At 51.7% G+C, this 25,998-nt stretch carries 26 protein-coding genes and 1 pseudogene; 19 read left to right on the top strand and 8 right to left on the bottom strand.

Annotation, left to right across the window (positions count from 1 at the left end):
- Both E0D98_RS10170 and E0D98_RS10165 read left to right on the top strand, forming a co-directional pair.
- Positions 1–685 (top strand): PTS sugar transporter subunit IIB (locus E0D98_RS10170; RefSeq protein WP_024255632.1); only part of this gene is annotated, 685 nt, incomplete at its 5' end.
- Positions 685–1,499 (top strand): annotated as a pseudogene (locus E0D98_RS10165) (hypothetical protein). The gene E0D98_RS10170 and the pseudogene E0D98_RS10165, both read left to right, overlap by 1 nt.
- Here the strand turns inward: E0D98_RS10165 and E0D98_RS10155 are convergent.
- Entirely contained in the window at positions 1,496–2,389 is an 894-nt protein-coding gene (locus E0D98_RS10155) for an AraC family transcriptional regulator (protein ID WP_001013540.1), read from the bottom strand. The pseudogene E0D98_RS10165 and the gene E0D98_RS10155 sit on opposite strands and share 4 nt — an antisense overlap.
- A 166-nt stretch (positions 2,390–2,555) precedes the next feature.
- On the opposite strand from E0D98_RS10155, the gene E0D98_RS10150 reads away from it, so the two are divergent.
- Together E0D98_RS10150 and E0D98_RS10145 are read left to right on the top strand one after the other, a co-directional pair.
- Positions 2,556–4,271, top strand: a complete 1,716-nt coding sequence (locus E0D98_RS10150; RefSeq protein ID WP_001087147.1) for a solute:sodium symporter family transporter — start codon at positions 2,556–2,558, stop codon at positions 4,269–4,271.
- Entirely contained in the window at positions 4,268–5,761 is a 1,494-nt protein-coding gene (locus E0D98_RS10145; RefSeq protein WP_000828483.1) for a sulfatase-like hydrolase/transferase, read from the top strand. Before E0D98_RS10150 ends, E0D98_RS10145 begins: the two co-directional genes overlap by 4 nt.
- A 46-nt stretch (positions 5,762–5,807) precedes the next feature.
- Here E0D98_RS10145 and yidI read toward each other — a convergent pair whose 3' ends face one another.
- Positions 5,808–6,257 (bottom strand): protein YidI, encoded by a 450-nt coding sequence (yidI, locus tag E0D98_RS10140; RefSeq protein ID WP_000511287.1) that lies wholly within the window; start codon positions 6,255–6,257, stop codon positions 5,808–5,810.
- Positions 6,258–6,366: 109 nt separating this feature from the next.
- Here yidI and E0D98_RS10135 point away from each other — a divergent pair, with 109 nt between their 5' ends.
- Genes E0D98_RS10135 through E0D98_RS10125 form a run of 3 tightly spaced genes read left to right on the top strand, consistent with a single transcriptional unit; the run spans position 6,367 to position 7,560 of the window.
- A complete protein-coding gene (locus E0D98_RS10135) occupies positions 6,367–6,714 on the top strand; it encodes a YidH family protein (protein ID WP_000703959.1) in 348 nt (115 codons plus the stop codon).
- The gene (locus E0D98_RS10130; protein WP_001113426.1) at positions 6,704–7,066 is read left to right on the top strand and encodes a DUF202 domain-containing protein; all 363 of its coding nucleotides are present in this window, start codon (positions 6,704–6,706) and stop codon (positions 7,064–7,066) included. Before E0D98_RS10135 ends, E0D98_RS10130 begins: the two co-directional genes overlap by 11 nt.
- Positions 7,063–7,560: a radical SAM protein gene (locus E0D98_RS10125; RefSeq protein WP_000148063.1), complete on the top strand. Its 498-nt coding sequence runs from the start codon at positions 7,063–7,065 to the stop codon at positions 7,558–7,560. The genes E0D98_RS10130 and E0D98_RS10125 overlap by 4 nt, the downstream gene beginning before the upstream one ends.
- Before the next feature lie 7 nt (positions 7,561–7,567).
- On the opposite strand, the gene emrD is transcribed toward E0D98_RS10125, so the two are convergent.
- Positions 7,568–8,752, bottom strand: coding sequence for a multidrug efflux MFS transporter EmrD (gene emrD, locus E0D98_RS10120; protein WP_131890605.1), 1,185 nt, complete (start codon positions 8,750–8,752; stop codon positions 7,568–7,570).
- An 81-nt stretch (positions 8,753–8,833) separates the two neighbouring features.
- Here emrD and ysdE point away from each other — a divergent pair, with 81 nt between their 5' ends.
- Positions 8,834–8,908 carry a protein YsdE gene (ysdE, locus tag E0D98_RS27865; RefSeq protein WP_211180519.1) on the top strand — a complete coding sequence of 25 codons (75 nt, stop codon included), beginning with the start codon at positions 8,834–8,836 and terminating at the stop codon, positions 8,906–8,908.
- 262 nt (positions 8,909–9,170) lie between these two features.
- On the opposite strand, the gene tisB is transcribed toward ysdE, so the two are convergent.
- On the bottom strand, positions 9,171–9,260 hold the full coding sequence (gene tisB, locus E0D98_RS10115) for a type I toxin-antitoxin system toxin TisB (protein ID WP_000060506.1): 90 nt from the start codon (positions 9,258–9,260) through the stop codon (positions 9,171–9,173).
- 564 nt (positions 9,261–9,824) lie between these two features.
- On the opposite strand from tisB, the gene ivbL reads away from it, so the two are divergent.
- The 7 genes from ivbL (at position 9,825) to uhpT (ending at position 17,036) form a co-directional block, all read left to right on the top strand.
- Positions 9,825–9,923, top strand: coding sequence for an ilvB operon leader peptide IvbL (gene ivbL / locus E0D98_RS10110; protein WP_001315912.1), 99 nt, complete (start codon positions 9,825–9,827; stop codon positions 9,921–9,923).
- Between the two features lie 105 nt (positions 9,924–10,028).
- Complete coding sequence (gene ilvB, locus E0D98_RS10105; RefSeq protein WP_050877000.1) at positions 10,029–11,717, top strand: acetolactate synthase large subunit; 1,689 nt, start codon at positions 10,029–10,031, stop codon at positions 11,715–11,717.
- Positions 11,718–11,720: 3 nt separating this feature from the next.
- Complete coding sequence (ilvN, locus tag E0D98_RS10100) at positions 11,721–12,011, top strand: acetolactate synthase small subunit (RefSeq protein ID WP_001181713.1); 291 nt, start codon at positions 11,721–11,723, stop codon at positions 12,009–12,011.
- A 74-nt stretch (positions 12,012–12,085) separates the two neighbouring features.
- The gene (uhpA, locus tag E0D98_RS10095) at positions 12,086–12,676 is read left to right on the top strand and encodes a transcriptional regulator UhpA (RefSeq protein ID WP_000633668.1); all 591 of its coding nucleotides are present in this window, start codon (positions 12,086–12,088) and stop codon (positions 12,674–12,676) included.
- On the top strand, positions 12,676–14,178 hold the full coding sequence (uhpB, locus tag E0D98_RS10090; RefSeq protein ID WP_001295243.1) for a signal transduction histidine-protein kinase/phosphatase UhpB: 1,503 nt from the start codon (positions 12,676–12,678) through the stop codon (positions 14,176–14,178). Before uhpA ends, uhpB begins: the two co-directional genes overlap by 1 nt.
- Before the next feature lie 9 nt (positions 14,179–14,187).
- Positions 14,188–15,507 (top strand): MFS transporter family glucose-6-phosphate receptor UhpC, encoded by a 1,320-nt coding sequence (gene uhpC, locus E0D98_RS10085; RefSeq protein WP_001296914.1) that lies wholly within the window; start codon positions 14,188–14,190, stop codon positions 15,505–15,507.
- A 137-nt stretch (positions 15,508–15,644) separates the two neighbouring features.
- Positions 15,645–17,036 carry a hexose-6-phosphate:phosphate antiporter gene (gene uhpT, locus E0D98_RS10080; RefSeq protein WP_000879194.1) on the top strand — a complete coding sequence of 464 codons (1,392 nt, stop codon included), beginning with the start codon at positions 15,645–15,647 and terminating at the stop codon, positions 17,034–17,036.
- A 44-nt stretch (positions 17,037–17,080) separates the two neighbouring features.
- Here the strand turns inward: uhpT and adeD are convergent, their stop codons facing one another.
- The gene (gene adeD / locus E0D98_RS10075) at positions 17,081–18,847 is read right to left on the bottom strand and encodes an adenine deaminase (RefSeq protein WP_001065695.1); all 1,767 of its coding nucleotides are present in this window, start codon (positions 18,845–18,847) and stop codon (positions 17,081–17,083) included.
- Between the two features lie 174 nt (positions 18,848–19,021).
- On the opposite strand from adeD, the gene adeQ reads away from it, so the two are divergent.
- The 3 genes from adeQ to nepI all read left to right on the top strand — a co-directional run bounded on the left by adeQ (position 19,022) and on the right by nepI (position 22,262).
- Complete coding sequence (adeQ, locus tag E0D98_RS10070) at positions 19,022–20,356, top strand: adenine permease AdeQ (protein WP_074149697.1); 1,335 nt, start codon at positions 19,022–19,024, stop codon at positions 20,354–20,356.
- 52 nt (positions 20,357–20,408) lie between these two features.
- The gene (locus E0D98_RS10065; RefSeq protein WP_001295241.1) at positions 20,409–20,861 is read left to right on the top strand and encodes a DUF1198 domain-containing protein; all 453 of its coding nucleotides are present in this window, start codon (positions 20,409–20,411) and stop codon (positions 20,859–20,861) included.
- Positions 20,862–21,071: 210 nt separating this feature from the next.
- A complete protein-coding gene (nepI, locus tag E0D98_RS10060) occupies positions 21,072–22,262 on the top strand; it encodes a purine ribonucleoside efflux pump NepI (RefSeq protein ID WP_001288549.1) in 1,191 nt (396 codons plus the stop codon).
- A 40-nt stretch (positions 22,263–22,302) separates the two neighbouring features.
- Here nepI and yicS read toward each other — a convergent pair whose 3' ends face one another.
- On the bottom strand, positions 22,303–22,596 hold the full coding sequence (yicS, locus tag E0D98_RS10055; RefSeq protein WP_047086858.1) for a protein YicS: 294 nt from the start codon (positions 22,594–22,596) through the stop codon (positions 22,303–22,305).
- 222 nt (positions 22,597–22,818) lie between these two features.
- Here yicS and nlpA point away from each other — a divergent pair, with 222 nt between their 5' ends.
- Positions 22,819–23,637: a lipoprotein NlpA gene (nlpA, locus tag E0D98_RS10050; protein WP_000779426.1), complete on the top strand. Its 819-nt coding sequence runs from the start codon at positions 22,819–22,821 to the stop codon at positions 23,635–23,637.
- A 3-nt stretch (positions 23,638–23,640) separates the two neighbouring features.
- Here the strand turns inward: nlpA and E0D98_RS10045 are convergent, their stop codons facing one another.
- Positions 23,641–24,564, bottom strand: coding sequence for a carboxylate/amino acid/amine transporter (locus E0D98_RS10045; RefSeq protein ID WP_000535960.1), 924 nt, complete (start codon positions 24,562–24,564; stop codon positions 23,641–23,643).
- A gap of 110 nt (positions 24,565–24,674) precedes the next feature.
- A complete protein-coding gene (locus E0D98_RS10040) occupies positions 24,675–25,859 on the bottom strand; it encodes a sugar efflux transporter (RefSeq protein WP_001172876.1) in 1,185 nt (394 codons plus the stop codon).
- Between the last annotated feature and the right edge of the window lie 139 nt (positions 25,860–25,998).

Genomic DNA, 25,998 nt, shown 5'->3' with positions numbered 1-25,998 from the left:
GATTCCCGCAACCTTAACCGCCATGCTGGTGGGAATTACCGAACCGCTGGAATTTACCTTCCTGTTCATTTCACCGTTGCTGTTTGCGGTACACGCCGTGCTGGCGGCCTCAATGTCGACCGTAATGTATCTCTTTGGTGTGGTGGGCAACATGGGCGGAGGTCTGATTGACCAGGTTTTACCGCAAAACTGGATCCCGATGTTCAGCAACCACGCGGATATGATGCTGACCCAAATCGCCATTGGGTTGTGCTTTACCCTGCTGTACTTCGTGGTTTTCCGCACACTGATTCTGCAGTTCAACATGTGCACGCCGGGACGTGAAGATGCGGAAGTGAAACTCTACTCAAAAGCCGAATACAAAGCCTCGCGAGGCCAAACCACCGCGGCAGAGCCAAAAAAAGAGCTGGATCAGGCTGCCGGTATCCTGCAAGCCCTGGGCGGGGTCGGCAATATCTCCAGCATTAACAATTGCGCGACGCGTTTACGTATTGCACTGCATGACATGTCACAAACGCTGGATGACGAAGTCTTTAAAAAGCTGGGAGCGCACGGCGTCTTCCGTAGTGGCGATGCCATTCAGGTGATCATTGGTCTGCATGTATCCCAGCTGCGTGAACAGCTCGATAGCTTAATTAATTCTCATCAATCAGCAGAAAATGTTGCCATTACGGAGGCAGTATAATGACCAAATTCTCAGTGGTTGTCGCAGGCGGTGGAAGCACCTTTACGCCAGGCATCGTGTTGATGCTCCTGGCGAATCAGGACCGTTTCCCGCTTCGTGCACTGAAATTTTATGATAACGATGGTGCGCGGCAGGAAGTGATTGCCGAAGCCTGTAAAGTCATCCTTAAAGAGAAAGCGCCGGACATTGCGTTTAGTTACACCACCGATCCTGAAGTGGCATTCAGCGACGTTGATTTTGTCATGGCGCACATCCGCGTCGGCAAGTACCCGATGCGCGAACTGGATGAAAAAATCCCACTGCGCCACGGTGTTGTTGGTCAGGAAACTTGCGGACCCGGCGGAATAGCGTACGGCATGCGTTCCATTGGCGGCGTCCTGGAACTGGTGGATTATATGGAAAAATATTCACCAAACGCCTGGATGCTCAACTACTCCAACCCGGCAGCAATTGTCGCAGAAGCCACGCGTCGTCTGCGCCCGAATGCGAAAATCCTCAACATCTGTGACATGCCAATCGGTATTGAAAGCCGGATGGCGCAAATTGTTGGGCTGCAAGATCGCAAACAGATGCGCGTGCGCTACTACGGCCTGAACCACTGGTGGTCGGCGATATCCCGCAGTTTCAGAAAGGGTTAATGAGTCAGCAAGTGGCGGTGGAAAAACTGGTCGTGGACGCCTGGGAACAGCGTTCATATCAGCACCTGTGGTAGGCGATTACGTTGTCGAAAACGGTACCGAGCGCCTCGGTCGCCAAAGCTATTCTGGATGAGTTGCTGGAGGCCAACAAAGCGTACTGGCCAGAGTTACGTTAATTGTGTGGACTGGCATCCGTTGGGTGCTGGTCCGTATTCTTTAGCACGGCTGACGGCGCATAACCAAATTTATGTTTAAAGGCTTTGCTGAAATGAAAGGAGTCGAAGAAGTTGAGCGTATCAGCGACTTCGCCAACCGAGTTTCCTTGTTGCTTTAATAGCGATAGCGCCAGATCCAGACGCGCATCGAGGTAATATTCTTTCGGCGTCTTGCCGGTATAGCGTAAAAACAGACGACGCAACCAGGCTTCGCTACAGGGGATCGTGGCAGCCATATCAGCTACGCTCCAGCGTTGTTGCAGACTGGCATGTAAAGTGGCAATTAATTTTTCAATTTGCCGCCGTTGTGGATCTTTTTTACCATCTGCGTACATAAGACAAATCCACTGATAAATAATTTTCGTCAGAAAAGCGACTGCCAGATTATTTTTTATTGCTTCTGGTGAAGTTATTAACTCAGCAACTTCGGTGAGTTCCTGATTATAAATTTCGCCATTATAAATAACGCTTTGCTGACCAACGGGAATATCCATCATACTGGTGGGGGTAAATTCCATCCAGTACTGTTCCCAGACTAAACCTTCACAGTGATAAGAGTGAATATCCATTGGCTTTAAGAATATAATACAGTTGCCATGCAGTGTTATTTGTTCGCCATTCTTTAAAAGAATTTTCCCACATCCTTGTACGGTATACACCGCAACCCATGAGTTGGCGATAAGCGGTTTCTTCTTGTCCCGCGGCCAGATCACCCGGTAATGCTCGTCGGCGTAGGTATGCCAGAGCGAGATCAGAGAAATTCCGCTGGAGATCACATTTTCGTTAATCAATAAGGGAATATTGTACGGAGTTTCGTTTTTTACATCTGAACTTTGCAATTTTCCATTCATTTTAATATCCCTCCGGCGAATTATGCTCACAACCTGAACTTAACAGAAAACAATCCGTTCAGGGATACGACGTTTGTATTTTAAGAATCTGACTGCCTGACCCGACGCATTTTACCTCTCCCTATATTCATGCGTCCGGGACATAAACATAAATAAGGGCTATGAGATGAATTCGTTACAAATCTTGAGTTTTGTCGGTTTTACGCTGCTGGTGGCGGTGATCACCTGGTGGAAGGTCCGCAAAACAGATACCGGATCGCAACAAGGCTATTTTCTTGCCGGACGTTCACTAAAAGCGCCGGTTATTGCCGCTTCGTTAATGCTAACCAACCTTTCCACGGAACAACTGGTCGGCCTTTCCGGGCAGGCCTACAAAAGCGGCATGTCGGTGATGGGCTGGGAAGTGACTTCAGCGGTGACGCTGATCTTCCTCGCGCTAATCTTTTTACCGCGCTATCTGAAGCGCGGCATTGCCACCATCCCCGATTTTCTGGAGGAACGTTATGATAAAACGACGCGTATTATCATCGACTTCTGCTTCCTCATTGCCACCGGCGTCTGCTTTCTGCCGATTGTTCTCTACTCCGGCGCGTTGGCGCTCAACAGCCTGTTTCACGTCGGGGAATCGCTACAGATTTCTCACGGTGCGGCTATCTGGCTACTGGTAATTTTGCTTGGTCTGGCGGGAATTTTGTATGCGGTGATCGGCGGACTGCGCGCAATGGCAGTGGCGGACTCCATCAACGGTATTGGGCTGGTTATCGGCGGGTTGATGGTGCCGGTATTTGGCCTGATCGCGATGGGCAAGGGCAGCTTTATGCAGGGCATTGAGCAACTCACCACCGTTCACGCCGAGAAATTAAACTCAATCGGTGGCCCGACCGATCCCTTGCCGATTGGCGCGGCATTTACCGGTTTGATTCTGGTGAACACCTTTTACTGGTGTACAAATCAGGGCATCGTGCAACGCACGCTGGCGTCAAAAAGCCTGGCGGAAGGGCAAAAGGGGGCGCTGTTAACGGCGGTGCTGAAAATGCTCGACCCGCTGGTACTGGTGCTGCCAGGGTTGATTGCGTTTCATCTGTATCAGGATTTACCGAAAGCCGACATGGCCTACCCGACGCTGGTCAATAACGTTCTGCCAGTGCCAATGGTGGGTTTCTTCGGCGCGGTGTTATTTGGTGCGGTGATCAGTACCTTCAACGGCTTTCTGAATAGCGCCAGTACGTTATTCAGTATGGGTATTTACCGTCGCATCATTAACCAGAATGCCGAGCCGCAGCAGCTGGTCACCGTCGGGCGCAAATTTGGTTTCTTTATCGCTATCGTTTCGGTGCTGGTCGCGCCGTGGATCGCCAACGCGCCGCAGGGGCTGTATAGCTGGATGAAACAGCTCAACGGCATTTACAACGTGCCGCTGGTTACCATCATCATTATGGGCTTTTTCTTCCCGCGCATCCCGGCGCTGGCGGCAAAAGTGGCGATGGGGATTGGCATAATCAGCTACATCACCATCAACTATCTGGTGAAGTTCGACTTCCATTTCCTCTATGTGCTGGCCTGTACGTTCTGCATCAACGTGGTCGTGATGCTGGTGATCGGTTTTATCAAACCGCGCGCCACGCCGTTCACCTTCAAAGATGCGTTTGCGGTGGACATGAAACCGTGGAGAAACGTCAAGATCGCGTCAATTGGCATCCTGTTCGCGATGATTGGCGTCTATGCCGGGCTGGCTGAATTCGGCGGCTACGGTACGCGCTGGTTAGCGATGATCAGTTATTTCATTGCCGCCGTAGTGATTGTCTACCTGATTTTTGACAGCTGGCGGCATCGTCACGACCCAGCCGTAACCTTTACTCCCGACGCGAAGGATAGCCTATGAAACGCCCCAATTTTCTGTTCATCATGACCGATACCCAGGCCACCAATATGGTCGGTTGCTATAGCGGTAAACCGCTGAATACGCAAAATATTGATAGTCTGGCGGCGGAAGGTATTCGCTTTAATTCCGCCTACACCTGTTCACCGGTTTGTACGCCTGCACGCGCCGGACTATTTACCGGTATCTACGCTAACCAGTCCGGCCCGTGGACCAACAACGTCGCGCCAGGCAAAAACATCTCCACTATGGGGCGCTACTTTAAGGATGCCGGCTATCACACCTGTTACATCGGCAAATGGCATCTCGACGGTCATGACTATTTCGGCACTGGCGAGTGTCCGCCGGAGTGGGACGCTGATTACTGGTTCGATGGGGCGAACTACCTTAGCGAACTGACGGAAAAAGAGATCAGCCTGTGGCGCAATGGCCTAAACAGCGTTGAGGATTTACAGGCGAACCATATCGACGAAACCTTCACCTGGGCGCACCGCATCAGCAATCGGGCGGTAGATTTTCTGCAACAGCCCGCGCGCGCCGAGGAACCCTTCCTGATGGTGGTTTCGTATGATGAGCCGCATCACCCGTTCACCTGTCCGGTGGAGTATTTAGAGAAATACGCTGATTTTTACTACGATCTGGGCGAGAAAGCTCAGGATGACCTGGCGAACAAACCGGAACATCACCGCTTATGGGCGCAGGCGATGCCATCGCCAGTCGGTGATGACGGGCTTTATCACCATCCGCTCTATTTTGCCTGTAATGACTTTGTTGATGACCAAATCGGACGGGTCATCAATGCCTTAACGCCAGAGCAACGTGAAAATACGTGGGTCATTTATACTTCCGATCACGGCGAAATGATGGGCGCACATAAGCTGATCAGTAAAGGAGCGGCGATGTATGACGACATCACCCGTATTCCGCTGATCATCCGTTCGCCGCAAGGGGAGCGGCGACAGGTCGATACGCCAGTCAGTCATATCGATTTACTGCCGACAATGATGGCGCTGGCAGATATTGAAAAACCAGAGATTCTGCCGGGGGAAAATATCCTTGCCGTGAAAGAGCCACGCGGTGTAATGGTGGAATTTAACCGCTACGAGATTGAGCATGACAGCTTTGGCGGTTTTATTCCGGTGCGTTGCTGGGTGACGGATGACTTTAAACTGGTACTCAACCTCTTCACCAGTGATGAACTTTACGATCGCCGTAATGACCCAAATGAAATGCATAACCTGATCGATGATATCCGTTTTGCAGACGTTCGCAGCAAAATGCATGACGCCTTATTGGATTACATGGACAAAATTCGCGATCCGTTCCGCAGTTACCAATGGAGCCTGCGTCCGTGGCGTAAAGATGCACTGCCGCGCTGGATGGGGGCATTTCGTCCACGCCCACAAGATGGCTATTCGCCGGTGGTACGTGACTATGACACCGGCCTACCGACGCAAGGAGTGAAAGTGGAAGAGAAAAAACAGAAGTTCTGACGATAATGCCCGCTGATGAACACCCGGCGGGCATTATTCAGGCTGCTTAAACCAGTGAACCGCCGGTCAGGAAGGAAAAAATCAGGAATATCAGCAAAATGCTGCACACGATGCCGATACCAAAAAGCAAGGTATGGAAAGCCAGCGTCCCGCCGCCAAAAACCAGCGCGCCGCGAATGCCCCAGCGATTTTCCTTACGCATACCGCCAATAAATGCGCAAAGTAGCGCAGCAATGGCCAGTGCGATACCGCTTTGATCGAGGATTTTATCGACATCTACGTCCTCTTTTTTCTCCACGGTGGTAATTTTTTCGCCTTTTATTCCGGCGAGAAGACCTCTTTTAATTTCAGCCGTTTTGTCCGCCACGATGCTTTCAAACGTTGGCGGTGGTGCGGAAAAAGGGCCGAATGAAAAGTGGATAATCCCCATCATTAAAGCGATGGCACCGAACAGCATGCCCAATGAACTGATTTTATTTTGCGCTATGATACCCATCTGACCTCCTTGTAGCGGATGGCGAAAGCATATCAGGAAACGGGCGGACGAAATTCTTAAAAAAAAACCGCTAAAGGTAGAGCGTTAGTGAAATTGCAAAGGAGCAACAATGAAAATTTCCCGCCTTGGAGAAGCGCCCGATTACCGCTTCTCGCTGGCTAATGAGCGTACTTTTCTGGCGTGGATCCGTACCGCACTAGGATTTCTGGCGGCGGGGGTTGGGCTTGATCAACTTGCGCCAGATTTCGCCACGCCCGTCATTCGTGAACTGCTGGCGTTGTTGTTGTGTCTGTTTTCCGGCGGGTTAGCGATGTATGGCTACCTGCGCTGGTTACGCAATGAAAAAGCGATGCGTCTGAAAGAGGACCTGCCCTACACCAACAGCTTATTAATCATTAGCTTAATATTGATGGTCGTGGCGGTGATCGTTATGGGACTGGTGTTGTATGCCGGATAGCCGCAAAGCCAGACGCATTGCCGACCCAGGACTGCAGCCGGAGCGCACATCACTGGCGTGGTTTCGTACCATGCTGGGCTACGGCGCGTTGATGGCGTTGGCTATCAAACACAACTGGCACCAGGCGGGCATGTTATTCTGGATTTCGATTGGCATCCTCGCCATCGTGGCGCTGATCCTCTTGCACTACACCCGTAATCGCAATTTAATGGATGTCACGAATAGCGATTTTTCCCAATTTCACGTAGTCCGTGACAAATTTTTGATCTCCCTCGCGGTGTTATCTCTCGCAATACTGTTTGCTGTAACGCATATACATCAACTTATCGTATTTATTGAGAGAGTCGCATGACAGGAAGTCAGGTCATTGATGCTGAAGAGGACAGGCATAAACTGGTTGTAGAGTACAAGGATGCTCTGCAACCTGCCGATTTTTATCACAATTTCAAACAGCGGGGCATCCGCTCCGTACAGCTCATTCCCTATCTTGAATTTGATGACCGGGGCGATCTGACGGCCGCTTCGGTGACAGCAGAGCTGTGGGGGAAATTTTTAATTGCCCTGTTCGAGTGTTGGGTGCGGGCAGATATCAGTCGTATCTCGATTGAGCTTTTTGACGCCACCTTACAAAAATGGTGTGGCAGCGAAAACCCGCAACCGCGCCGTGACTGCCAGGCGTGCGACTGGCATCGCCTGTGCCCGCACGCTCGCCAGGAGACGCCAGACAGCGTGCTTTGTGCGGGCTATCAGGCGTTTTATTCTTACTCCGCACCGCATATGCGGGTGATGCGTGATCTGATAAAGCAGCATCGTTCTCCCATGGAGCTGATGACGATGCTGCGGTGACGTGCGCTTAAACGGGCTGCCCCTGATGCGACATCCGCGTCGCCAGCGGCAGCCAGCACAGCACGATCAACAATCCCATTAAGGTCATCAACAACCCCAGGCTGCCCTGACCGGTTTGCGGCAACATCGCAGAGAGCGACGCCAGCACGCCGGAACCAATGTTTTGCAGACCGCCGACCAGCGCGCCAGCCGTGCCCGCCAGGAAGGGGAACGGCTCCATCGCGCCGCTGGTCGCCAGCGGAAACAGCATCCCGGCACCGAAAAAGAACAGCGCGGCGGGAACGAGCAGCGTCCAGACATTCATCACGCCAAACCAGTCGGGGATCCACATCAGCAAGCCAGCCAGCAGGCAGCAGATAACCGACTGCCACATTAACGTGGAGAAGCGTTTATTGGGACGTCCGGCAAACCATGCGCCAAAAAACGCTGCCGGAATCGGCAGAATAAACAAAATACTGACCGTCATACTGCTCAGCCTTAACACCGCGCCCATCAGCACGCCGGAGCAGGCTTCAAAGGCGGCAATCCCGGCCAGACCGCCAATCAGCATCAGCAAATAACAGTTAAAACCGCTGTTACCGAAAAGCGTTTTATAACAGGTAAGCAGGCGCGTGCGCGGTGCATCGACCGGACGCGTTTCCGGCATCCAGCGGGCCATACTGAAGGTCACACCAGCACAAAGAACCAACAAAAAGAGATAACAGGCGCGCCAGTTCCACATCGTATCCAGCAGACCGCCGATTAGCGGTGCGAGCAACGGACTGACGAGAATCCCCATGTTTAACAGGCTGTTAGCATGGCGCAACTGTGTCCGTTCATATAAATCTCGCGGCAAAGTACGCGCCATTACGCCGCCAACGCCGGTGCCCATCCCCTGCATCGCGCTGGCGGCAATCAACACCGTCAAACTGGAGGTCGTGACCGCGACCAGCGTTGCCAGCATAAAAATGGACATTCCGACGAGGATCACCGGTCGGCGGCCCACGCGGTCGGAAATCGGGCCATAAAACAGCTGTGAGACACCGTAAGTCAGCAGATAAGCGCCCATTACGCTCTGCACCGCCCCTTCACGGACGTTGAGATCGCGCGCCATATCGGCAATAGCTGGAATATAAATGGTTTGCGCCATCTGACCGACGGCCACGAGTAATACCAACATCAATAACAAATTGACGTTTCTTTGCCTTTTCATTATCACGGATGCTTTTATAAAAATAATTAGAATAAGTCACTACGCATTCCCATAAATGCGGGAGAGGAATCTATCACATTGATGAATGTTAGCCAGATATACGCCAGGAATGGAGAATTGTTTAGCGGCAGAATATGTAAACAAAAGCGGCAATAAATGTTGCCGGGAGGGATTACGTGCGAACTGTAACCCTCTCCCCAAAGGGGCGAGGGGGAAACCACCGTTCCCTTTCAGAAAATGAGCTAAACATTGCACGGGACGGTCCCCTCGCCCCTTTGGGGAGAGGGCTAGGGTGAGGGGCACAGGCAGCGCAGGTGCAAACATTCTGCTGGTAGAAGAAGCCCCCAACTCCAACCCGCACGCTAAATATAAAAGGGGAGCGGTTACCCGCTCCCCTTTGGTGCGACTTGAATCTGAATTACTTCAGGTATTTCAGAACAGCATCAAGCAGTTGCAGTGCTGCAACAATGAGTTTGAGGATAAGAATGGCGATATCCACCAGGCTCATACGCGTCTCCTGTGGTTCAGGAGCACTGCCAGCTGACGTACCTTTCCGCTGCCTGTTGCCAGCTGTTGTGCACGCGGTATCTTAAGGAGAAACGTTGTGCTTGTTGACATAACACAGTGTGCTCACGCGGGGTTAAGGCGCTGACGGCACCACCCGTTTCAGCCAGGACTTAGTGCGCCGGGTAACGATGCGGCCCCCGCATAACACATTGCGTACAGTGATATTATAGAAGTTTACTGTATAAATAAACAGTAACATTTGGACAAAACGCAAACTGTGATCGATACTCAACTATGCCCTAAATACGTCAAAATTCGTGCCGAAATTGCGCGTTCTGCGCGGAACACGTATACTTTCAGTGTTGACATAATACAGTGTGCTTTGCGGTTACCAGCCGCAGGCGGCTGATGAAACCTCGCTCCGGCGGGGTTTTTTGTTATCTGCAATTCAGTACAAAACGTGATCAGCCCCTCAATTTTCCCTTGCTGAAAAATTTTCCATTGTCTCCCCTGTAAAGCTGTGCTTGTATAAATATTGTTAAACACAAAACCAACAAGGTCCCCAATGACTACTTCCATGTTCAACGCAAAACTACTACCAACTGCGCTATCCGCCGCAGTGGTCGTCGTGCGTGTGGTGGTGGTCGTCGGCAATGCGCCGTAGGGACTGGAACAACACACGATTCCAAAACCCCGCCGGCGCAAACCGGGCGGGGTTTTTCGTTTAAGCACCTCCCGGAAAGTCGGCCCAGAAGAAAAGGACTGGAGCATGGCAAGTTCGGGCACAACATCGACGCGTAAGCGCTTTACCGGCGCAGAATTTATCGTTCATTTCCTGGAACAGCAGGGCATTAAGATTGTGACGGGCATTCCGGGCGGTTCTATCCTGCCTGTTTACGATGCCTTAAGCCAAAGCACGCAAATCCGCCATATTCTGGCCCGTCATGAACAGGGCGCGGGATTTATCGCTCAGGGGATGGCGCGCACCGACGGTAAACCGGCGGTCTGTATGGCCTGTAGCGGACCGGGTGCGACTAACCTGGTGACCGCCATTGCCGATGCGCGGCTGGACTCCATCCCGCTGATTTGCATCACCGGTCAGGTTCCCGCCTCGATGATCGGCACCGACGCCTTCCAGGAAGTGGACACCTACGGCATCTCTATCCCCATCACCAAACACAACTATCTGGTCAGACATATCGAAGAACTCCCGCAGGTCATGAGCGATGCCTTCCGCATTGCGCAATCAGGCCGCCCAGGCCCGGTGTGGATAGACATTCCTAAGGATGTGCAAACGGCAGTTTTTGAGATTGAAACACAGCCCGCTATGGCAGAAAAAGCCGCCGCCCCCGCCTTTAGCGAAGAAAGCATTCGTGACGCAGCGGCGATGATTAACGCTGCCAAACGCCCGGTGCTTTATCTGGGCGGCGGTGTGATCAATGCGCCCGCACGGGTGCGTGAACTGGCGGAGAAAGCGCAACTGCCTACCACCATGACTTTAATGGCGCTGGGCATGTTGCCAAAAGCGCATCCGTTGTCGCTGGGTATGCTGGGGATGCACGGCGTGCGCAGCACCAACTATATTTTGCAGGAGGCGGATTTGTTGATAGTGCTCGGTGCGCGTTTTGATGACCGGGCGATTGGCAAAACCGAGCAGTTCTGTCCGAATGCCAAAATTATTCATGTCGATATCGATCGCGCAGAGCTGGGTAAAATCAAGCAGCCGCATGTGGCGATTCAGGCGGATGTTGATGACGTGCTGGCGCAATTGATCCCGCAGGTGGAAGCGCAACCGCGTGCAGAGTGGCACCAGTTGGTAGCGGATTTGCAGCGCGAATTCCCGTGTCCAATCCCGAAAGCGTGCGATCCATTAAGCCATTACGGCCTGATCAACGCCGTTGCCGCCTGTGTCGATGACAATGCGATTATCACCACCGATGTGGGTCAGCATCAGATGTGGACCGCGCAAGCTTATCCGCTCAATCGCCCACGCCAGTGGCTGACCTCCGGTGGGCTGGGCACGATGGGTTTTGGCCTGCCTGCGGCGATTGGCGCGGCGCTGGCGAACCCGGATCGCAAAGTGTTGTGTTTCTCCGGCGACGGCAGCCTGATGATGAATATTCAGGAGATGGCGACCGCCAGTGAAAATCAGCTGGATGTCAAAATCATTCTGATGAACAACGAAGCGCTGGGGCTGGTGCATCAGCAACAGAGTCTGTTCTACGAGCAAGGCGTTTTTGCCGCCACCTATCCGGGCAAAATCAACTTTATGCAGATTGCCGCCGGATACGGCCTCGAAACCTGTGATTTGAATAACGAAGCCGATCCGCAGGCTGCATTGCAGGAAATCATCAATCGCCCTGGCCCGGCGCTGATCCATGTGCGCATTGATGCCGAAGAAAAAGTTTACCCGATGGTGCCGCCAGGTGCGGCGAATACTGAAATGGTGGGGGAATAAGCCATGCAAAACACAACTCATAACAACGTAATTCTGGAGCTCACCGTTCGCAACCATCCGGGCGTAATGACCCACGTTTGTGGCCTTTTTGCCCGCCGCGCTTTTAACGTTGAAGGCATTCTTTGTCTGCCGATTCAGGACAGCGACAAAAGCCATATCTGGCTACTGGTCAATGACGACCAGCGTCTGGAGCAGATGATAAGCCAAATCGATAAGCTGGAAGATGTCGTGAAAGTGCAGCGTAATCAGTCCGATCCGACGATGTTTAACAAGATCGCGGTGTTTTTTCAGTAACCGCTCAAGGCTTGAACAACATCGCGCTTATCGTTAAGGTAAGCGCGTTTTTTTTTACCCGCCAGGACAAGACCATGATCACCGTTGCCCTTATAGACGATCACCTCATCGTCCGCTCCGGCTTTGCGCAGCTGCTGGGGCTGGAACCTGATTTGCAGGTAGTTGCCGAGTTTGGTTCGGGGCGCGAGGCGCTGGCGGGGCTGCCGGGGCGCGGTGTGCAGGTGTGTATTTGCGATATCTCCATGCCCGATATCTCCGGTCTGGAACTGCTAAGCCAGCTGCCGAAAGGTATGGCGACAATAATGCTCTCTGTTCATGACAGTCCGGCGCTGGTTGAGCAGGCGCTTAACGCGGGGGCGCGCGGCTTTCTCTCCAAACGCTGTAGCCCTGACGAACTGATTGCGGCGGTGCATACGGTTGCTACGGGCGGCTGTTATCTGACGCCGGATATTGCCATTAAACTGGCATCCGGTCGTCAGGACCCGCTGACCAAACGTGAACGCCAGGTGGCGGAAAAACTGGCGCAAGGAATGGCGGTGAAAGAGATTGCCGCCGAACTGGGCTTGTCACCGAAAACGGTACACGTCCATCGCGCCAATCTGATGGAAAAACTGGGCGTCAGTAACGACGTAGAACTGGCGCGCCGCATGTTTGATGGCTGGTGATGAAGACGTTGTTCTCCCGCTTAATTACCGTTATTGCCTGCTTTTTTATCTTCTCTGCCGCATGGTTTTGCCTGTGGAGTATCAGCCTGCACCTGGTTGAGCGCCCTGATATGGCGGTGCTGTTATTTCCGTTTGGTCTGCGGCTAGGGCTAATGCTGCAATGCCCGCGCGGATACTGGCCCGTATTGCTGGGTGCGGAATGGCTGCTGATTTACTGGCTAACGCAGGCGGTCGGTTTAACCCATTTTCCGTTATTGATGATCGGTAGTTTACTGACGTTACTGCCCGTAGCGCTGATCTCGCGCTATCGCCATCAGCGTGACTGGCGCACCTTGCTGTTACAGGGGGCGGCGTTAACGGCGGCGGCGTTGTTGCAGTCGCTGCCCTGGCTTTGGCACGGCAAAGAGTCGTGGAATGCGCTGTTGCTGACTTTAACTGGCGGCCTGACGCTGGCCCCGATATGTCTGGTGTTCTGGCACTATCTCGCCAATAACACCTGGCTGCCGCTCGGCCCGTCACTGGTTTCTCAACCGATCAACTGGCGCGGGCGGCATCTGGTCTGGTACTTGCTGTTGTTTGTTATTAGTCTCTGGCTCCAGTTGGGATTGCCGGACGAACTGTCGCGCTTTACGCCATTCTGCCTGGCGCTGCCGATTATCGCGCTGGCCTGGCACTACGGTTGGCAAGGGGCGCTGATCGCGACGTTGATGAACGCCATCGCGCTGATCGCCAGTCAAACCTGGCGCGATCATCCGGTGGATTTATTGCTCTCGTTGCTGGTGCAAAGTCTGACAGGGTTGTTACTGGGCGCTGGCATCCAGCGGTTGCGTGAACTTAACCAGTCGCTGCAAAAGGAACTGGCGCGCAATCAGCATCTGGCTGAACGGTTGCTGGAAACCGAAGAGAGCGTGCGTCGTGATGTGGCGCGTGAGCTGCATGATGATATCGGTCAGACCATCACTGCTATTCGTACTCAGGCGGGCATTGTTCAGCGGCTGGCGGCAGATAACGCCAGCGTGAAGCAGAGCGGGCAGCTCATCGAACAACTATCGCTGGGCGTTTACGACGCGGTGCGCCGTTTGTTGGGTCGGTTACGTCCGCGCCAGTTGGATGATCTCACCCTGGAGCAGGCCATCCGCTCACTGATGCGGGAAATGGAGCTGGAAGGGCGCGGTATTGTCAGCCATCTCGAATGGCGAATCGATGAATCAGCATTAAGTGAAAACCAGCGCGTGACGCTGTTTCGTGTCTGCCAGGAAGGGCTGAACAACATTGTGAAACATGCTGATGCCAGCGCGGTCACCCTGCAAGGCTGGCAGCAGGATGAACGGTTGATGCTGGTTATTGAAGACGATGGCAGCGGTTTGCCGCCGGGTTCCGGGCAACAAGGTTTTGGCCTCACCGGAATGCGCGAGCGCGTAACGGCGCTGGGTGGCACATTACACATTTCCTGTCTGCACGGCACGCGTGTCAGCGTTTCTCTACCTCAACGCTATGTCTAAGGTTTGATGATGTTGCCGTTTCTGAAAGCGCCTGCCGATGCGCCATTAATGACTGATAAATATGAAATTGATGCCCGCTATCGCTACTGGCGTCGGCATATTCTGCTGACCATCTGGCTGGGTTACGCGCTGTTTTACTTCACGCGGAAAAGTTTTAACGCCGCGGTACCAGAAATCCTTGCTAACGGCGTGCTCAGCCGTAGCGATATCGGCCTGTTAGCGACCCTGTTTTACATTACTTACGGCGTGTCGAAGTTTGTCTCCGGCATTGTCAGCGATCGCTCAAATGCCCGTTATTTTATGGGGATAGGGCTTATCGCCACGGGCATCATGAACATTCTGTTTGGCTTCTCGACGTCGCTATGGGCGTTTGCCGTGCTCTGGGTGCTGAACGCCTTTTTCCAGGGCTGGGGTTCACCGGTGTGTGCGCGTCTGTTAACGGCCTGGTATTCACGTACCGAGCGCGGCGGTTGGTGGGCATTATGGAACACGGCGCATAACGTCGGCGGCGCACTCATTCCCATTGTGATGGCAGCGAGCGCGCTGCATTACGGCTGGCGTGCCGGGATGATGATTGCTGGTTGTATGGCGATAGTCGTGGGGATTTTTCTCTGCTGGCGGCTACGCGATCGCCCGCAGGCGTTAGGTTTACCGGCGGTCGGTGAATGGCGGCACGACGCGCTGGAAATTGCTCAACAACAAGAAGGGGCAGGGTTGACGCGTAAAGAGATCCTGACCAAATATGTGTTACTGAATCCGTATATCTGGCTGCTTTCGTTTTGCTATGTGCTGGTCTATGTGGTCCGGGCGGCAATCAACGACTGGGGCAATTTGTATATGTCCGAGACGCTGGGCGTCGATCTGGTCACGGCGAATACGGCAGTGACGATGTTTGAACTGGGCGGATTTATCGGTGCGCTGGTAGCCGGTTGGGGCTCGGACAAATTGTTTAACGGCAACCGTGGGCCGATGAATTTGATTTTCGCCGCCGGAATTTTGCTTTCAGTCGGCTCGCTGTGGCTGATGCCATTTGCCAGCTACGTGATGCAGGCAACCTGCTTCTTCACCATTGGTTTTTTTGTCTTTGGCCCGCAGATGTTAATCGGCATGGCGGCGGCAGAGTGTTCCCACAAAGAGGCGGCAGGGGCGGCGACGGGGTTTGTCGGCTTGTTTGCTTATCTGGGGGCGTCGCTTGCTGGTTGGCCGCTGGCGAAAGTACTCGATACCTGGCACTGGAGCGGATTTTTTGTGGTTATCTCTATCGCCGCCGGGATTTCCGCACTGCTGTTACTGCCCTTTTTGAACGCCCAGGCACCGCGCGAAGCGTGATGCATCTCACCTTTTCACTTCATATCCGGCAAAACTAAGAAATTTTCCAGGTTTTGCCTGGACGCTATCTCAGGCCTGATTTGCTGCTGATTTTTACAATGCATGCCTCACGCAGGTATTCATTTCAGGAGTAACCCATGCTGGCTTTCTTAAACCAGGTTCGCAAGCCGACCCTGGACCTTCCGCTCGAAGTGCGGCGCAAAATGTGGTTCAAACCGTTCATGCAATCCTACCTGGTGGTCTTTATCGGCTACCTGACGATGTACCTGATTCGCAAGAACTTTAACATCGCGCAGAACGACATGATCTCGACCTACGGGTTGAGCATGACGCAGCTGGGGATGATCGGCCTGGGTTTCTCCATCACTTATGGCGTGGGTAAAACGCTGGTTTCCTACTACGCCGACGGCAAAAACACCAAACAATTCCTGCCGTTCATGCTGATCCTGTCTGCCATTTGTATGCTGGGCTTCAGTGCCAGTATGGGCAGCGGCTCGGTTAGCCTGTTCCTGATGATTGCCTTCTACGCCTTAAGCGGCTTTTTCCAGAGTACCGGCGGTTCGTGCAGTTACTCCACCATCACCAAATGGACGCCGCGTCGTAAACGCGGGACATTCCTCGGTTTCTGGAATATTTCTCACAACCTTGGCGGTGCAGGCGCAGCAGGTGTGGCGCTGTTCGGGGCAAATTACCTGTTCGATGGCCATGTCATCGGCATGTTTATCTTCCCGTCGATTATCGCGCTGATTGTCGGTTTTATCGGCCTGCGTTACGGCAGCGACTCCCCGGAATCTTATGGCCTCGGCAAAGCTGAAGAACTGTTCGGCGAGGAGATCAGCGAAGAGGACAAAGAGACAGAATCTACCGATATGACCAAGTGGCAGATCTTTGTTGAGTATGTGCTGAAAAACAAAGTGATCTGGCTGCTGTGCTTCGCCAACATTTTCCTCTATGTGGTACGTATTGGTATCGACCAGTGGTCAACCGTATACGCGTTCCAGGAACTGAAACTCTCTAAAGCGGTGGCGATTCAGGGCTTTACGCTGTTTGAAGCTGGTGCGCTGGTCGGTACGCTGCTGTGGGGCTGGCTCTCTGACCTGGCGAACGGTCGCCGTGGCCTGGTGGCCTGCATCGCGCTGGCGCTGATTATCGCCACGCTCGGTGTGTATCAACATGCCAGCAACGAATATATCTATCTGGCTTCTCTCTTTGCGTTGGGTTTCCTGGTCTTTGGCCCGCAATTGTTGATTGGTGTGGCTGCTGTTGGCTTTGTACCTAAAAAAGCGATTGGCGCTGCCGATGGTATTAAAGGCACCTTTGCTTACCTGATTGGTGACAGCTTTGCCAAGTTAGGTCTGGGAATGATTGCCGATGGGACGCCGGTATTCGGCCTTACCGGCTGGGCAGGCACCTTCGCCGCACTTGATATCGCCGCGATTGGTTGTATCTGCCTGATGGCGATAGTGGCGGTGATGGAAGAACGCAAAATCCGCCGCGAGAAAAAAATTCAGCAGTTGACAGTGGCATAAACGTAACTGGTGACTTTTGCCCGGCATGACGCCGGGCTTTTTTATTATTCCGTGACTTCCAGCGTAGTGAAGGCAAACTTCTCGCCATCAAATAGCCCCTGACTGGTTAGTTTTAGCGCGGGGATCACTGGCAGAGAAAGAAACGCCATCTGAATAAACGGCTCATCGGGTAACGGACCGCATTCACGGGCGGCGGCTTTCAAGGCGTCAATTTGTTCCGCCAGCGACTGCGCCGTGTCGGTGCTCATCAGGCCGGCAATGGGCAACGGCAGATGACTTTGGACCTGGCCGTTACGTACCACGCACAGCCCGCCGCCATCCTGAATCACCTGATTGACCGCCAGCGCCATCTCTTCGGCACTGCGACCGATCACCACAATATTATGGCTGTCATGGCTGACCGTCGCAGCCAGCGCACCTTCATTCAGTCCAAAGCCGCCAAGCAAACCACAAGCCGGAGCCAGCCGTTGCCCGTAACGCTCAAGTACGGCAATAAAGCTCACATCATCGCGATCAAAACCATTTTCGCTGTAGACGCTGGAGTGGGAGTGCGTAATCAATTCGTTATGGATGACGTCAATGACCCGATAGCGTTTTCCGGGCGTAAATTGCAGGGCAAAGTCGCTGGCGGAAACTGGCTGGCGGGCAATGGTGTTGCCATATGGCGGAGCGGATTGTGCCAGTCTCGCCGACTCTTCCGCCTGTAAGGTTTGCGCATCAATCGGCTCGCCTTTCACCAGTACCTGCTGCACCGTGACCTTACGCGCATCGCTCAACAGGACGATATCGGCCTGCTTGCCGGGTGCCAGTAAGCCGAGGTGATTCAGACCAAAGTGGCGCGCCGTCGACCAGCTGGCGACGCGATATGCCACATGCAGCGGCACATTGTGTTGTTCGATCAGGCGGCGAATTAAGGCATCGATGTGTCCTTCATGGGCGATCTCCCACGGGTTACGGTCATCGGTACAGAGCATGCATTGCGGGCTGTTAAATTCGTTGATCAACGGTGCCAGCGCGTTGAGATTGCGGGCAGCGGACCCTTCGCGGATCATCAACGACATGCCGAGTTGTAATTTCCGGCGTCCTTCTTCCAGCTGATAACTTTCGTGGCAGTTTTCAATACCCGCAGTAATATAGGCGTTAAGTTCTTTACCACCCAAACCCGGGCAGTGACCGTCCAGCGTCAGGTGGCGAAATGCATCCAGTTTATCGAGCAGCGCATTCTGCCCGCTAATTACGCCAGGGTAGTCCATCATTTCTGCAAGGCCGGTAACCTGCGGATGGTCCCGCCAGGCGAGCATCTGTTCAAGGGTAAAACTGGCACCGTTAACATCGCAGCCTTCCAGGGCGGGTACGCAAGAGCTGACCTGTAAGTACTGGTTTTGCCTTGCCTGTTCGGCACAGCGGGCAAACCAGGCGAATCCGGCTTCTCCCATCACGTTGACGATTTCATGAGGGTCGCAAATAACGGTCGTCAGGCCGCGCGGCAGGGTAGCGGTTTCAAAAGTGACCGGCGTCATCATGCTGGATTCAATATGCAGGTGAGCATCAATAAACCCTGGCACCGCCGTTGCGCCGCGAGCATCAATCCGCTGCAAAGCCGGAGCATCAGCGTATTCTGCGCCAACACCGGCAATGTAACGTCCTTTAATCACAATTGGGCCGGAAATTTCTCCGCCATTGATCAGGTCGAGAATAGAGACATTATCAATAATATAATCGGCAACAGCGTCGCCACGGGAAACGGCTAACAATTCCTGGTATTCAGCCCGGCTAATGTGATGAAATTTATGGTTAATAGAATTATTCATATTTTTCTCATTTTGATTTTATCAATTTGATTATTATTTATCATAAAGAAACGTCGCGAGATTATTAAAGAATATCCATTAATGTGCAATTGAAATGTGATAATTATCACTGAACCGTTGTTGTCATTTGTTTTACAAAAGCAAGGGATTAAATCTCCTCCAATGGACAAAAAAATGAATAATGACAATACCGATTACGTGAGTAATGAATCAGGGACGCTTTCGCGATTATTTAAACTACCTCAGCATGGGACCACCGTCCGCACAGAATTGATTGCGGGGATGACCACTTTTTTAACCATGGTGTACATCGTTTTTGTGAACCCGCAAATCCTCGGCGCGGCACAAATGGACCCGAAAGTGGTGTTTGTTACCACCTGTTTGATTGCCGGTATCGGCAGTATTGCGATGGGGATATTTGCTAACTTACCCGTGGCGCTGGCTCCGGCAATGGGGCTGAACGCCTTCTTTGCCTTCGTGGTCGTGGGGGCGATGGGCATCTCCTGGCAGACCGGGATGGGCGCAATATTCTGGGGCGCAGTTGGACTATTTTTGCTCACGCTGTTTCGTATCCGGTACTGGATGATCTCCAACATTCCCTTAAGTTTACGTATTGGTATCACCAGCGGAATTGGATTATTTATCGCCTTAATGGGATTAAAAAATACTGGCGTTATTGTCGCCAATAAAGACACGCTGGTGATGATTGGCGATTTAAGTTCTCACGGCGTGTTGTTAGGTATTTTAGGGTTTTTTATTATAACCGTGTTGTCATCACGTCATTTTCATGCCGCGGTGCTGGTTTCTATTGTGGTGACGTCTTGCTGTGGATTATTTTTCGGTGATGTTCATTTTAGCGGCGTCTATTCCATTCCGCCTGATATTAGCGGCGTCATTGGTGAAGTAGATTTGAGCGGCGCGTTAACACTTGAACTCGCCGGTATCATTTTCTCCTTTATGCTGATCAACCTATTTGATTCATCAGGAACATTAATTGGTGTAACTGATAAAGCGGGCTTAATAGATAGTAACGGTAAATTCCCCAATATGAATAAGGCGCTGTATGTTGATAGCGTCAGTTCGGTGGCGGGTGCGTTTATCGGCACCTCGTCTGTTACTGCCTATATTGAAAGTACTTCTGGTGTGGCAGTCGGTGGCCGCACGGGGCTGACTGCGGTTGTGGTTGGCGTTATGTTCCTGTTGGTTATGTTCTTCTCACCGCTGGTGGCGATGGTTCCTCCTTACGCAACCGCCGGAGCGTTAATCTTTGTTGGCGTGCTGATGACTTCGAGCCTGGCGCGCGTTAACTGGGATGATTTTACCGAATCGGTGCCTGCGTTTATTACCACGGTGATGATGCCCTTTACTTTCTCGATCACCGAAGGGATTGCACTCGGCTTTATGTCGTACTGCATCATGAAAGTGTGCACCGGGCGCTGGTGCGATCTGAACCTGTGTGTGGTGGTGGTCGCAGCTCTGTTTGCACTGAAGATTATTCTGGTGGATTAGTAACTGGCGAGGGTTTCCAGATATCATGAGTTCTGATTACGCAGGAGAACTCATGATCTGGATAATGCTCGCCACGCTGGCGGTAGTGTTTGTGGTTGGTTTTCGGGTGCTGACATCCGGGGCCAGAAAAGCGATTCGCCGTCTCAGCGATCGGCTGAATATCGATGTCGTACCCGTGGAGTCGATGGTCGATCAAATGGGAAAGTCAGCCGGTGACGAATTTTTACGTTATTTGCATCGCCCGGATGAGTCGCACCTGCAAAACGCCGCGCAGGTGTTGCTCATCTGGCAAATTGTCATTGTCGATGGTAGCGAACAGAACCTGCTGCAATGGCATCGGATTTTACAAAAAGCCCGTCTTGCCGCGCCGATTACCGATGCTCAGGTCAGGCTGGCGCTGGGTTTTCTGCGCGAAACCGAACCTGAAATGCAGGATATTAATGCTTTTCAGATGCGCTATAACGCGTTCTTTCAGCCTGCCGAGGGCGTTCACTGGCTGCATTAAAACCGCTTCGTCTTATCAGCCTACAGACCGCGCCTGACCTGTCGGGTGGATAAGACGTTCACGCCGCATCCGGTAATCTTTGCCCTGTTCCGTTTCGATCTTAACTCCAGCTCAAGCAACACCATAAAAGTTGCAAAAACGTTAAATGCGTCACACATTTCAATGTTAAAGTGGTCGGCTTTTCCCCTGAAACATGCCACGGGTAACACCATGAGTGAATTTATTGCCGAAAACCGCGGCGCGGATGCCATCACCCGACCGAACTGGTCAGCCGTTTTCTCGGTGGCGTTTTGCGTCGCCTGTCTGATTATCGTTGAGTTTTTGCCCGTCAGTTTGTTGACGCCTATGGCCCAGGATTTAGGCATTTCGGAAGGGGTTGCCGGGCAATCGGTGACCGTGACCGCCTTTGTGGCAATGTTTGCCAGTTTGTTTATTACCCAGACAATTCAGGCCACTGACCGCCGCTACGTTGTTATTTTGTTTGCCGTTTTGCTGACGCTCTCCTGTTTGCTGGTTTCCTTTGCCAACTCATTCAGTTTGCTTTTAATCGGTCGTGCCTGTCTGGGGCTGGCGCTGGGCGGGTTCTGGGCGATGTCGGCGTCGCTGACCATGCGTCTGGTGCCGCCGCGTACGGTGCCGAAGGCGCTGTCGGTGATCTTCGGCGCGGTTTCTATTGCGCTGGTGATTGCCGCGCCGTTGGGCAGTTTTTTAGGCGAGCTTATCGGTTGGCGCAATGTCTTTAATGCGGCGGCGGTGATGGGCGTGCTGTGTATTTTCTGGATTATCAAATCATTGCCTTCACTGCCAGGCGAACCCTCGCATCAGAAACAAAATACTTTCCGCTTATTACAACGTCCGGGTGTGATGGCAGGGATGATCGCCATCTTCATGTCTTTCGCCGGGCAGTTTGCTTTCTTCACATATATTCGCCCGGTGTATATGAACCTGGCGGGATTCGGCGTGGATGGCTTAACGCTGGTGCTGTTGAGTTTTGGCATTGCCAGCTTTATCGGTACGTCGCTTTCGTCATTCATTCTTAAACGTTCGGTAAAACTGGCCTTAGCAGGCGCGCCGTTAATACTGGCTGTGAGTGCGTTGGTGCTGACGTTGTGGGGAAGCGATAAAATCGTTGCTACCGGCGTGGCGATTATCTGGGGGCTAACTTTTGCATTGGTTCCCGTCGGCTGGTCAACGTGGATCACCCGCTCGCTGGCCGATCAGGCAGAAAAAGCCGGGTCTATTCAGGTGGCGGTTATTCAGCTTGCTAATACCTGTGGCGCGGCAATCGGCGGTTATGCGCTGGATAATATTGGTCTGACTTCGCCGTTGATGTTGTCCGGCACATTGATGTTGCTGACTGCATTGTTGGTTACTGCAAAGGTGAAAATGAAGAAATCCTGATATCAGGTAAAGAAGCGTTGGTCAGTAGTTGTTGCTGTTCTTACATATCCGGGCATTCTACCTTACCCAACGCTTCCCAATAATTGCTCTGATTATTACGTTCCATCGCCACGATGGCCTCGCGTATATGTTGTTTATTGTTTTCATCTGACAACATTAACTTTTCCCACGCTTCATCTGATAATGACGCCTGTGGCGTGCAAATTTTACGTAAATCTTGTAATACCGTGGTTTTCTCTTTTGCGGACTGCAGTGAGCTAAAAGGCGACTCGGCGTATACGATGCCTGGCATAGCGAAAAAAGTGAAAATAAGCGGTAGTGTCGTTGGTTTCATGGATTCAACCTTTTACAAATGTGTATCGAATGAAGCATAAGTGTAGTTTGCTTTCATCGCTCTCATCATGCTGTACGAAACGCGCTTGCGTGGTCAGTAAGAAGTGCCAGACTTTATATTCCACTTTTATTCCTTTTTATTCTTATCGATAGCGTTTCGTTTTTTAAACCGCAGCGACCTTACCGCTATAGTCAGGTAATCATTAATAAAAGGATAAAAAAAATGAAACTGACAACACATCATCTACGGACAGGGGCCGCATTATTGCTGGCCGGAATTCTGCTGGCAGGTTGCGACCAGAGTAGCAGCGATGCAAAACACATTAAAGTTGGCGTTATAAATGGCGCAGAACAAGATGTCGCGGAAGTCGCTAAAAAGGTGGCAAAAGAGAAATATGGCCTCGATGTTGAACTGGTAGGATTTAGCGGTTCGTTGCTACCGAACGATGCGACAAATCATGGCGAACTTGATGCGAATGTCTTCCAGCATCGACCCTTTCTTGAACAAGATAATCAGGCGCATGGTTATAAACTGGTAGCGGTGGGAAATACGTTTGTCTTCCCTATGGCGGGTTATTCCAAAAAAATCAAAACCGTGGCGCAAATAAAAGAAGGCGCGACAGTGGCGATCCCCAACGACCCGACCAACCTTGGTCGCGCACTTTTACTGTTGCAAAAAGAGAAGCTAATTACTCTGAAAGAGGGAAAAGGGTTATTACCTACCGCGCTGGATATAACCGATAATCCTCGTCATTTGCAGATTATGGAACTCGAGGGGGCGCAGCTCCCGCGCGTACTGGATGATCCCAAAGTTGATGTAGCGATTATCAGCACCACTTACATTCAGCAGACAGGGCTTTCTCCGGTGCACGACAGCGTATTTATTGAAGATAAGAATTCGCCGTATGTGAATATTTTGGTGGCACGGGAAGATAATAAGAATGCAGAAAACGTGAAGGAATTTCTGCAATCTTATCAATCACCCGAAGTCGCTAAAGCGGCAGAAACCATTTTTAACGGTGGCGCGGTGCCTGGCTGGTAATTCTCACTCATGCCGCGCCGGACGATTTATTTTTCTGGCGCGGCGACGGGAATCCATTGAAATCAAAATCACCGATGACAGAATCAGCAGCGTTCCCAGCCAGTCCGGTAATGTGAACGTGATCCCCAGCAACAGCAAAGAGAGTAGCGCGCTACTTAATGGTTCTGCACAGCTCAAAATGCTGGCTTTTGGACCGCCAATTAATTGTGCTCCTTTCAGGTACAGACTAAATGTCAGGGACGTACCAATGACCACCAAATAAAAAAACGCCAGAATCAAACTGCCGTTAACGACAAAGTTTGTTCCTTGTCTGGCATAAAAAGGCAACAGAATCAGACCGCCAATCAGCATACTCCAGCCGACGACTGGTAACGTGCCATAGCGGGCAATTAGCGTTGAGGGATAGGTGGTATAGAATGCAGCAGCAAATGCCGAGGCAATGCCCCAGAACAACGCGGCAGGAGAGATCGATAATGACGTCGGATTACCGTGTGTCACCAATAAAAAAGTCCCGACCAGCGATGTCAAAATAGCGCAGAAAACCAGAATGCCCGGGCGCGATTTACGCACCAGTGAGAACCAGGCGACGATAATCGTCGGTGAGAGGAATTGCAGCACCGTTGCCGTGGCTGCGTTCGATTTTTCGATGGTTAGCAAAAAAGTGAGCTGTACAGTTAGCGCGCCAACCACGGAAAAAATCAGCAGGCTAATGGCATCTTTATGATTGTTAATAATAGAAAAGATTTTATCGCCATGAACAAATGACAGCGTCAGTAGAATCAAACCGGCGAATATCAAACGCGTCATAGTCAAAAACTGCGACGACATCTGGCTTTGCTCCATGATGTATTGCGCGCAGACCCCTGAACTTCCCCACAACACGGCGGCAATCAGAACGTTCAGCATCCCCTTTCTGGTGGAACCCATTTTTCCCTCTGCATACTGTTTTGTCGTTTATGTATGCAGGCATGATAGCAAAAATGGCGAGGATGGCTCTGTTTGCGCCACGCCGATTTTTCTTAGCCCAGACTGGTGAGCTAAATATCTTTAATAAACAGCAGGCAAATCATCGCAATACCCAACATCCCTATCGCCAGCCAGAACAACGCATGGTAGCTCCAGATTTCAACCATAATTCCGTCAACAGAGCCGGCGATAATCCAGCCGACGCGTGAAGTATTTGCATATAACGTTGTCGCAGAGCCTATTTTTTCAGGCATCAAGTCCTGAAAATAAAGCATGCCGATACCACAGAGAATACCAAGGAAGATGGCATTAAGAATTTGCAATTCCAGCTCAACCGCCGGAGTCGTCGCCATGAGTACGCTGGCGTAAAAACACATTCCACTCACGATAGCAATGAGCATTAATAGTCGCTTGCCAATACGTTTCATGTAATAGCCTGCGATTAACATCATCGGAATTTCCAGACCGGCAGCGATACCAATCATTTCTCCAGCCAGTTTATCGGTTAGATGCAGTTCATCAATAATAAATAGCGGCATATTTATCATGTAGAGATTATTCGCCGCCCACATCATTGAACAGACCACAAAAAGTAGCCGCGTATCCCGCTTCCTGTGGGTGGAGGGTAAAATTTCTACGGGTTGGGTAACGACAGGAATATTTCTTTGTATTGATGGCAAAAACAACCAGACTATCAGTCCGCAAACAACAAATGCGATGGCAGCGGTGAGATACATCACTTTAAAACTAAATCCCATTGCCAGTTCATAAGCGAGCGGTGGCCCGATAACCCAGGCAAGCGAGATCTGAGCACGTAAAAATGTACTGAACATGACCGTCTCACGGCCTGTTCTGTCGGCGTGTTCACGGGCGAGGGCGAACATTTGCGGGTTTGCGGTGGAAGCAAAACTACTCAGAAGTACGCCCGTTGAGAGGAGAATGAAGTAGTTGCGATTCCACGCAAAAAGCGTGCAGGCCAGCACTCCAAATAAGCAACATAGCAGAATCAGTAATTTACGGTCGCCTTGTTTATCGGAGTGCCTTGCCAGAAATTGACTGACCAGAATTCCCATAATAGCGCTACCGGTGAAGAAAAAACCTACCATTATAGGACGGGCTTTCAGTTCATCTGCGAGGAATATACTTAGGGTAGGAGTCTGAAGAGCGCCCGCAATACCCGTCAGAAAGGCGACAAGTAAAAATGCCGCGGCAGTGAGATCAAGTATTTTTGATGGAGTGGTAGCCGTTTTTTGCATTCTTCTGAATCACCGGGCGAAAAAATATAACTGAGTTACAAATAAGTACCAGTCGAATGAGTATTGTATTAAGAATTTTTGAGTATCGCTGATACAACCAGAAAGCAATGCTAGCGCAATATTATAGGGCCAGCAATTG

It is taken from the genome of Escherichia sp. KCJ4928 (genome assembly GCF_004352695.1).
Lineage (GTDB): Bacteria > Pseudomonadota > Gammaproteobacteria > Enterobacterales > Enterobacteriaceae > ECMA0423.
Note: the sequence above shows the minus strand (reverse complement) of the source record. Positions and strands in the feature narration are given on the sequence as shown.

Excerpts from the sequence above, each read along its gene's own strand:
- E0D98_RS10155 (WP_001013540.1), bottom strand. The coding sequence starts at position 2,389 with ATGAATGGAAAATTGCAAAGTTCAGATGTAAAAAACGAAACTCCGTAC.
- E0D98_RS10150 (WP_001087147.1), top strand. The coding sequence starts at position 2,556 with ATGAATTCGTTACAAATCTTGAGTTTTGTCGGTTTTACGCTGCTGGTG.
- E0D98_RS10145 (WP_000828483.1), top strand. The coding sequence starts at position 4,268 with ATGAAACGCCCCAATTTTCTGTTCATCATGACCGATACCCAGGCCACC.
- yidI (WP_000511287.1), bottom strand. The coding sequence starts at position 6,257 with ATGGGTATCATAGCGCAAAATAAAATCAGTTCATTGGGCATGCTGTTC.
- E0D98_RS10135 (WP_000703959.1), top strand. The coding sequence starts at position 6,367 with ATGAAAATTTCCCGCCTTGGAGAAGCGCCCGATTACCGCTTCTCGCTG.
- E0D98_RS10130 (WP_001113426.1), top strand. The coding sequence starts at position 6,704 with ATGCCGGATAGCCGCAAAGCCAGACGCATTGCCGACCCAGGACTGCAG.
- E0D98_RS10125 (WP_000148063.1), top strand. The coding sequence starts at position 7,063 with ATGACAGGAAGTCAGGTCATTGATGCTGAAGAGGACAGGCATAAACTG.
- emrD (WP_131890605.1), bottom strand. The coding sequence starts at position 8,752 with ATGAAAAGGCAAAGAAACGTCAATTTGTTATTGATGTTGGTATTACTC.
- tisB (WP_000060506.1), bottom strand. The coding sequence starts at position 9,260 with ATGAGCCTGGTGGATATCGCCATTCTTATCCTCAAACTCATTGTTGCA.
- ivbL (WP_001315912.1), top strand. The coding sequence starts at position 9,825 with ATGACTACTTCCATGTTCAACGCAAAACTACTACCAACTGCGCTATCC.
- ilvB (WP_050877000.1), top strand. The coding sequence starts at position 10,029 with ATGGCAAGTTCGGGCACAACATCGACGCGTAAGCGCTTTACCGGCGCA.
- ilvN (WP_001181713.1), top strand. The coding sequence starts at position 11,721 with ATGCAAAACACAACTCATAACAACGTAATTCTGGAGCTCACCGTTCGC.
- uhpA (WP_000633668.1), top strand. The coding sequence starts at position 12,086 with ATGATCACCGTTGCCCTTATAGACGATCACCTCATCGTCCGCTCCGGC.
- uhpB (WP_001295243.1), top strand. The coding sequence starts at position 12,676 with ATGAAGACGTTGTTCTCCCGCTTAATTACCGTTATTGCCTGCTTTTTT.
- uhpC (WP_001296914.1), top strand. The coding sequence starts at position 14,188 with ATGTTGCCGTTTCTGAAAGCGCCTGCCGATGCGCCATTAATGACTGAT.
- uhpT (WP_000879194.1), top strand. The coding sequence starts at position 15,645 with ATGCTGGCTTTCTTAAACCAGGTTCGCAAGCCGACCCTGGACCTTCCG.
- adeD (WP_001065695.1), bottom strand. The coding sequence starts at position 18,847 with ATGAATAATTCTATTAACCATAAATTTCATCACATTAGCCGGGCTGAA.
- adeQ (WP_074149697.1), top strand. The coding sequence starts at position 19,022 with ATGAATAATGACAATACCGATTACGTGAGTAATGAATCAGGGACGCTT.
- E0D98_RS10065 (WP_001295241.1), top strand. The coding sequence starts at position 20,409 with ATGATCTGGATAATGCTCGCCACGCTGGCGGTAGTGTTTGTGGTTGGT.
- nepI (WP_001288549.1), top strand. The coding sequence starts at position 21,072 with ATGAGTGAATTTATTGCCGAAAACCGCGGCGCGGATGCCATCACCCGA.
- yicS (WP_047086858.1), bottom strand. The coding sequence starts at position 22,596 with ATGAAACCAACGACACTACCGCTTATTTTCACTTTTTTCGCTATGCCA.
- nlpA (WP_000779426.1), top strand. The coding sequence starts at position 22,819 with ATGAAACTGACAACACATCATCTACGGACAGGGGCCGCATTATTGCTG.
- E0D98_RS10045 (WP_000535960.1), bottom strand. The coding sequence starts at position 24,564 with ATGGGTTCCACCAGAAAGGGGATGCTGAACGTTCTGATTGCCGCCGTG.
- E0D98_RS10040 (WP_001172876.1), bottom strand. The coding sequence starts at position 25,859 with ATGCAAAAAACGGCTACCACTCCATCAAAAATACTTGATCTCACTGCC.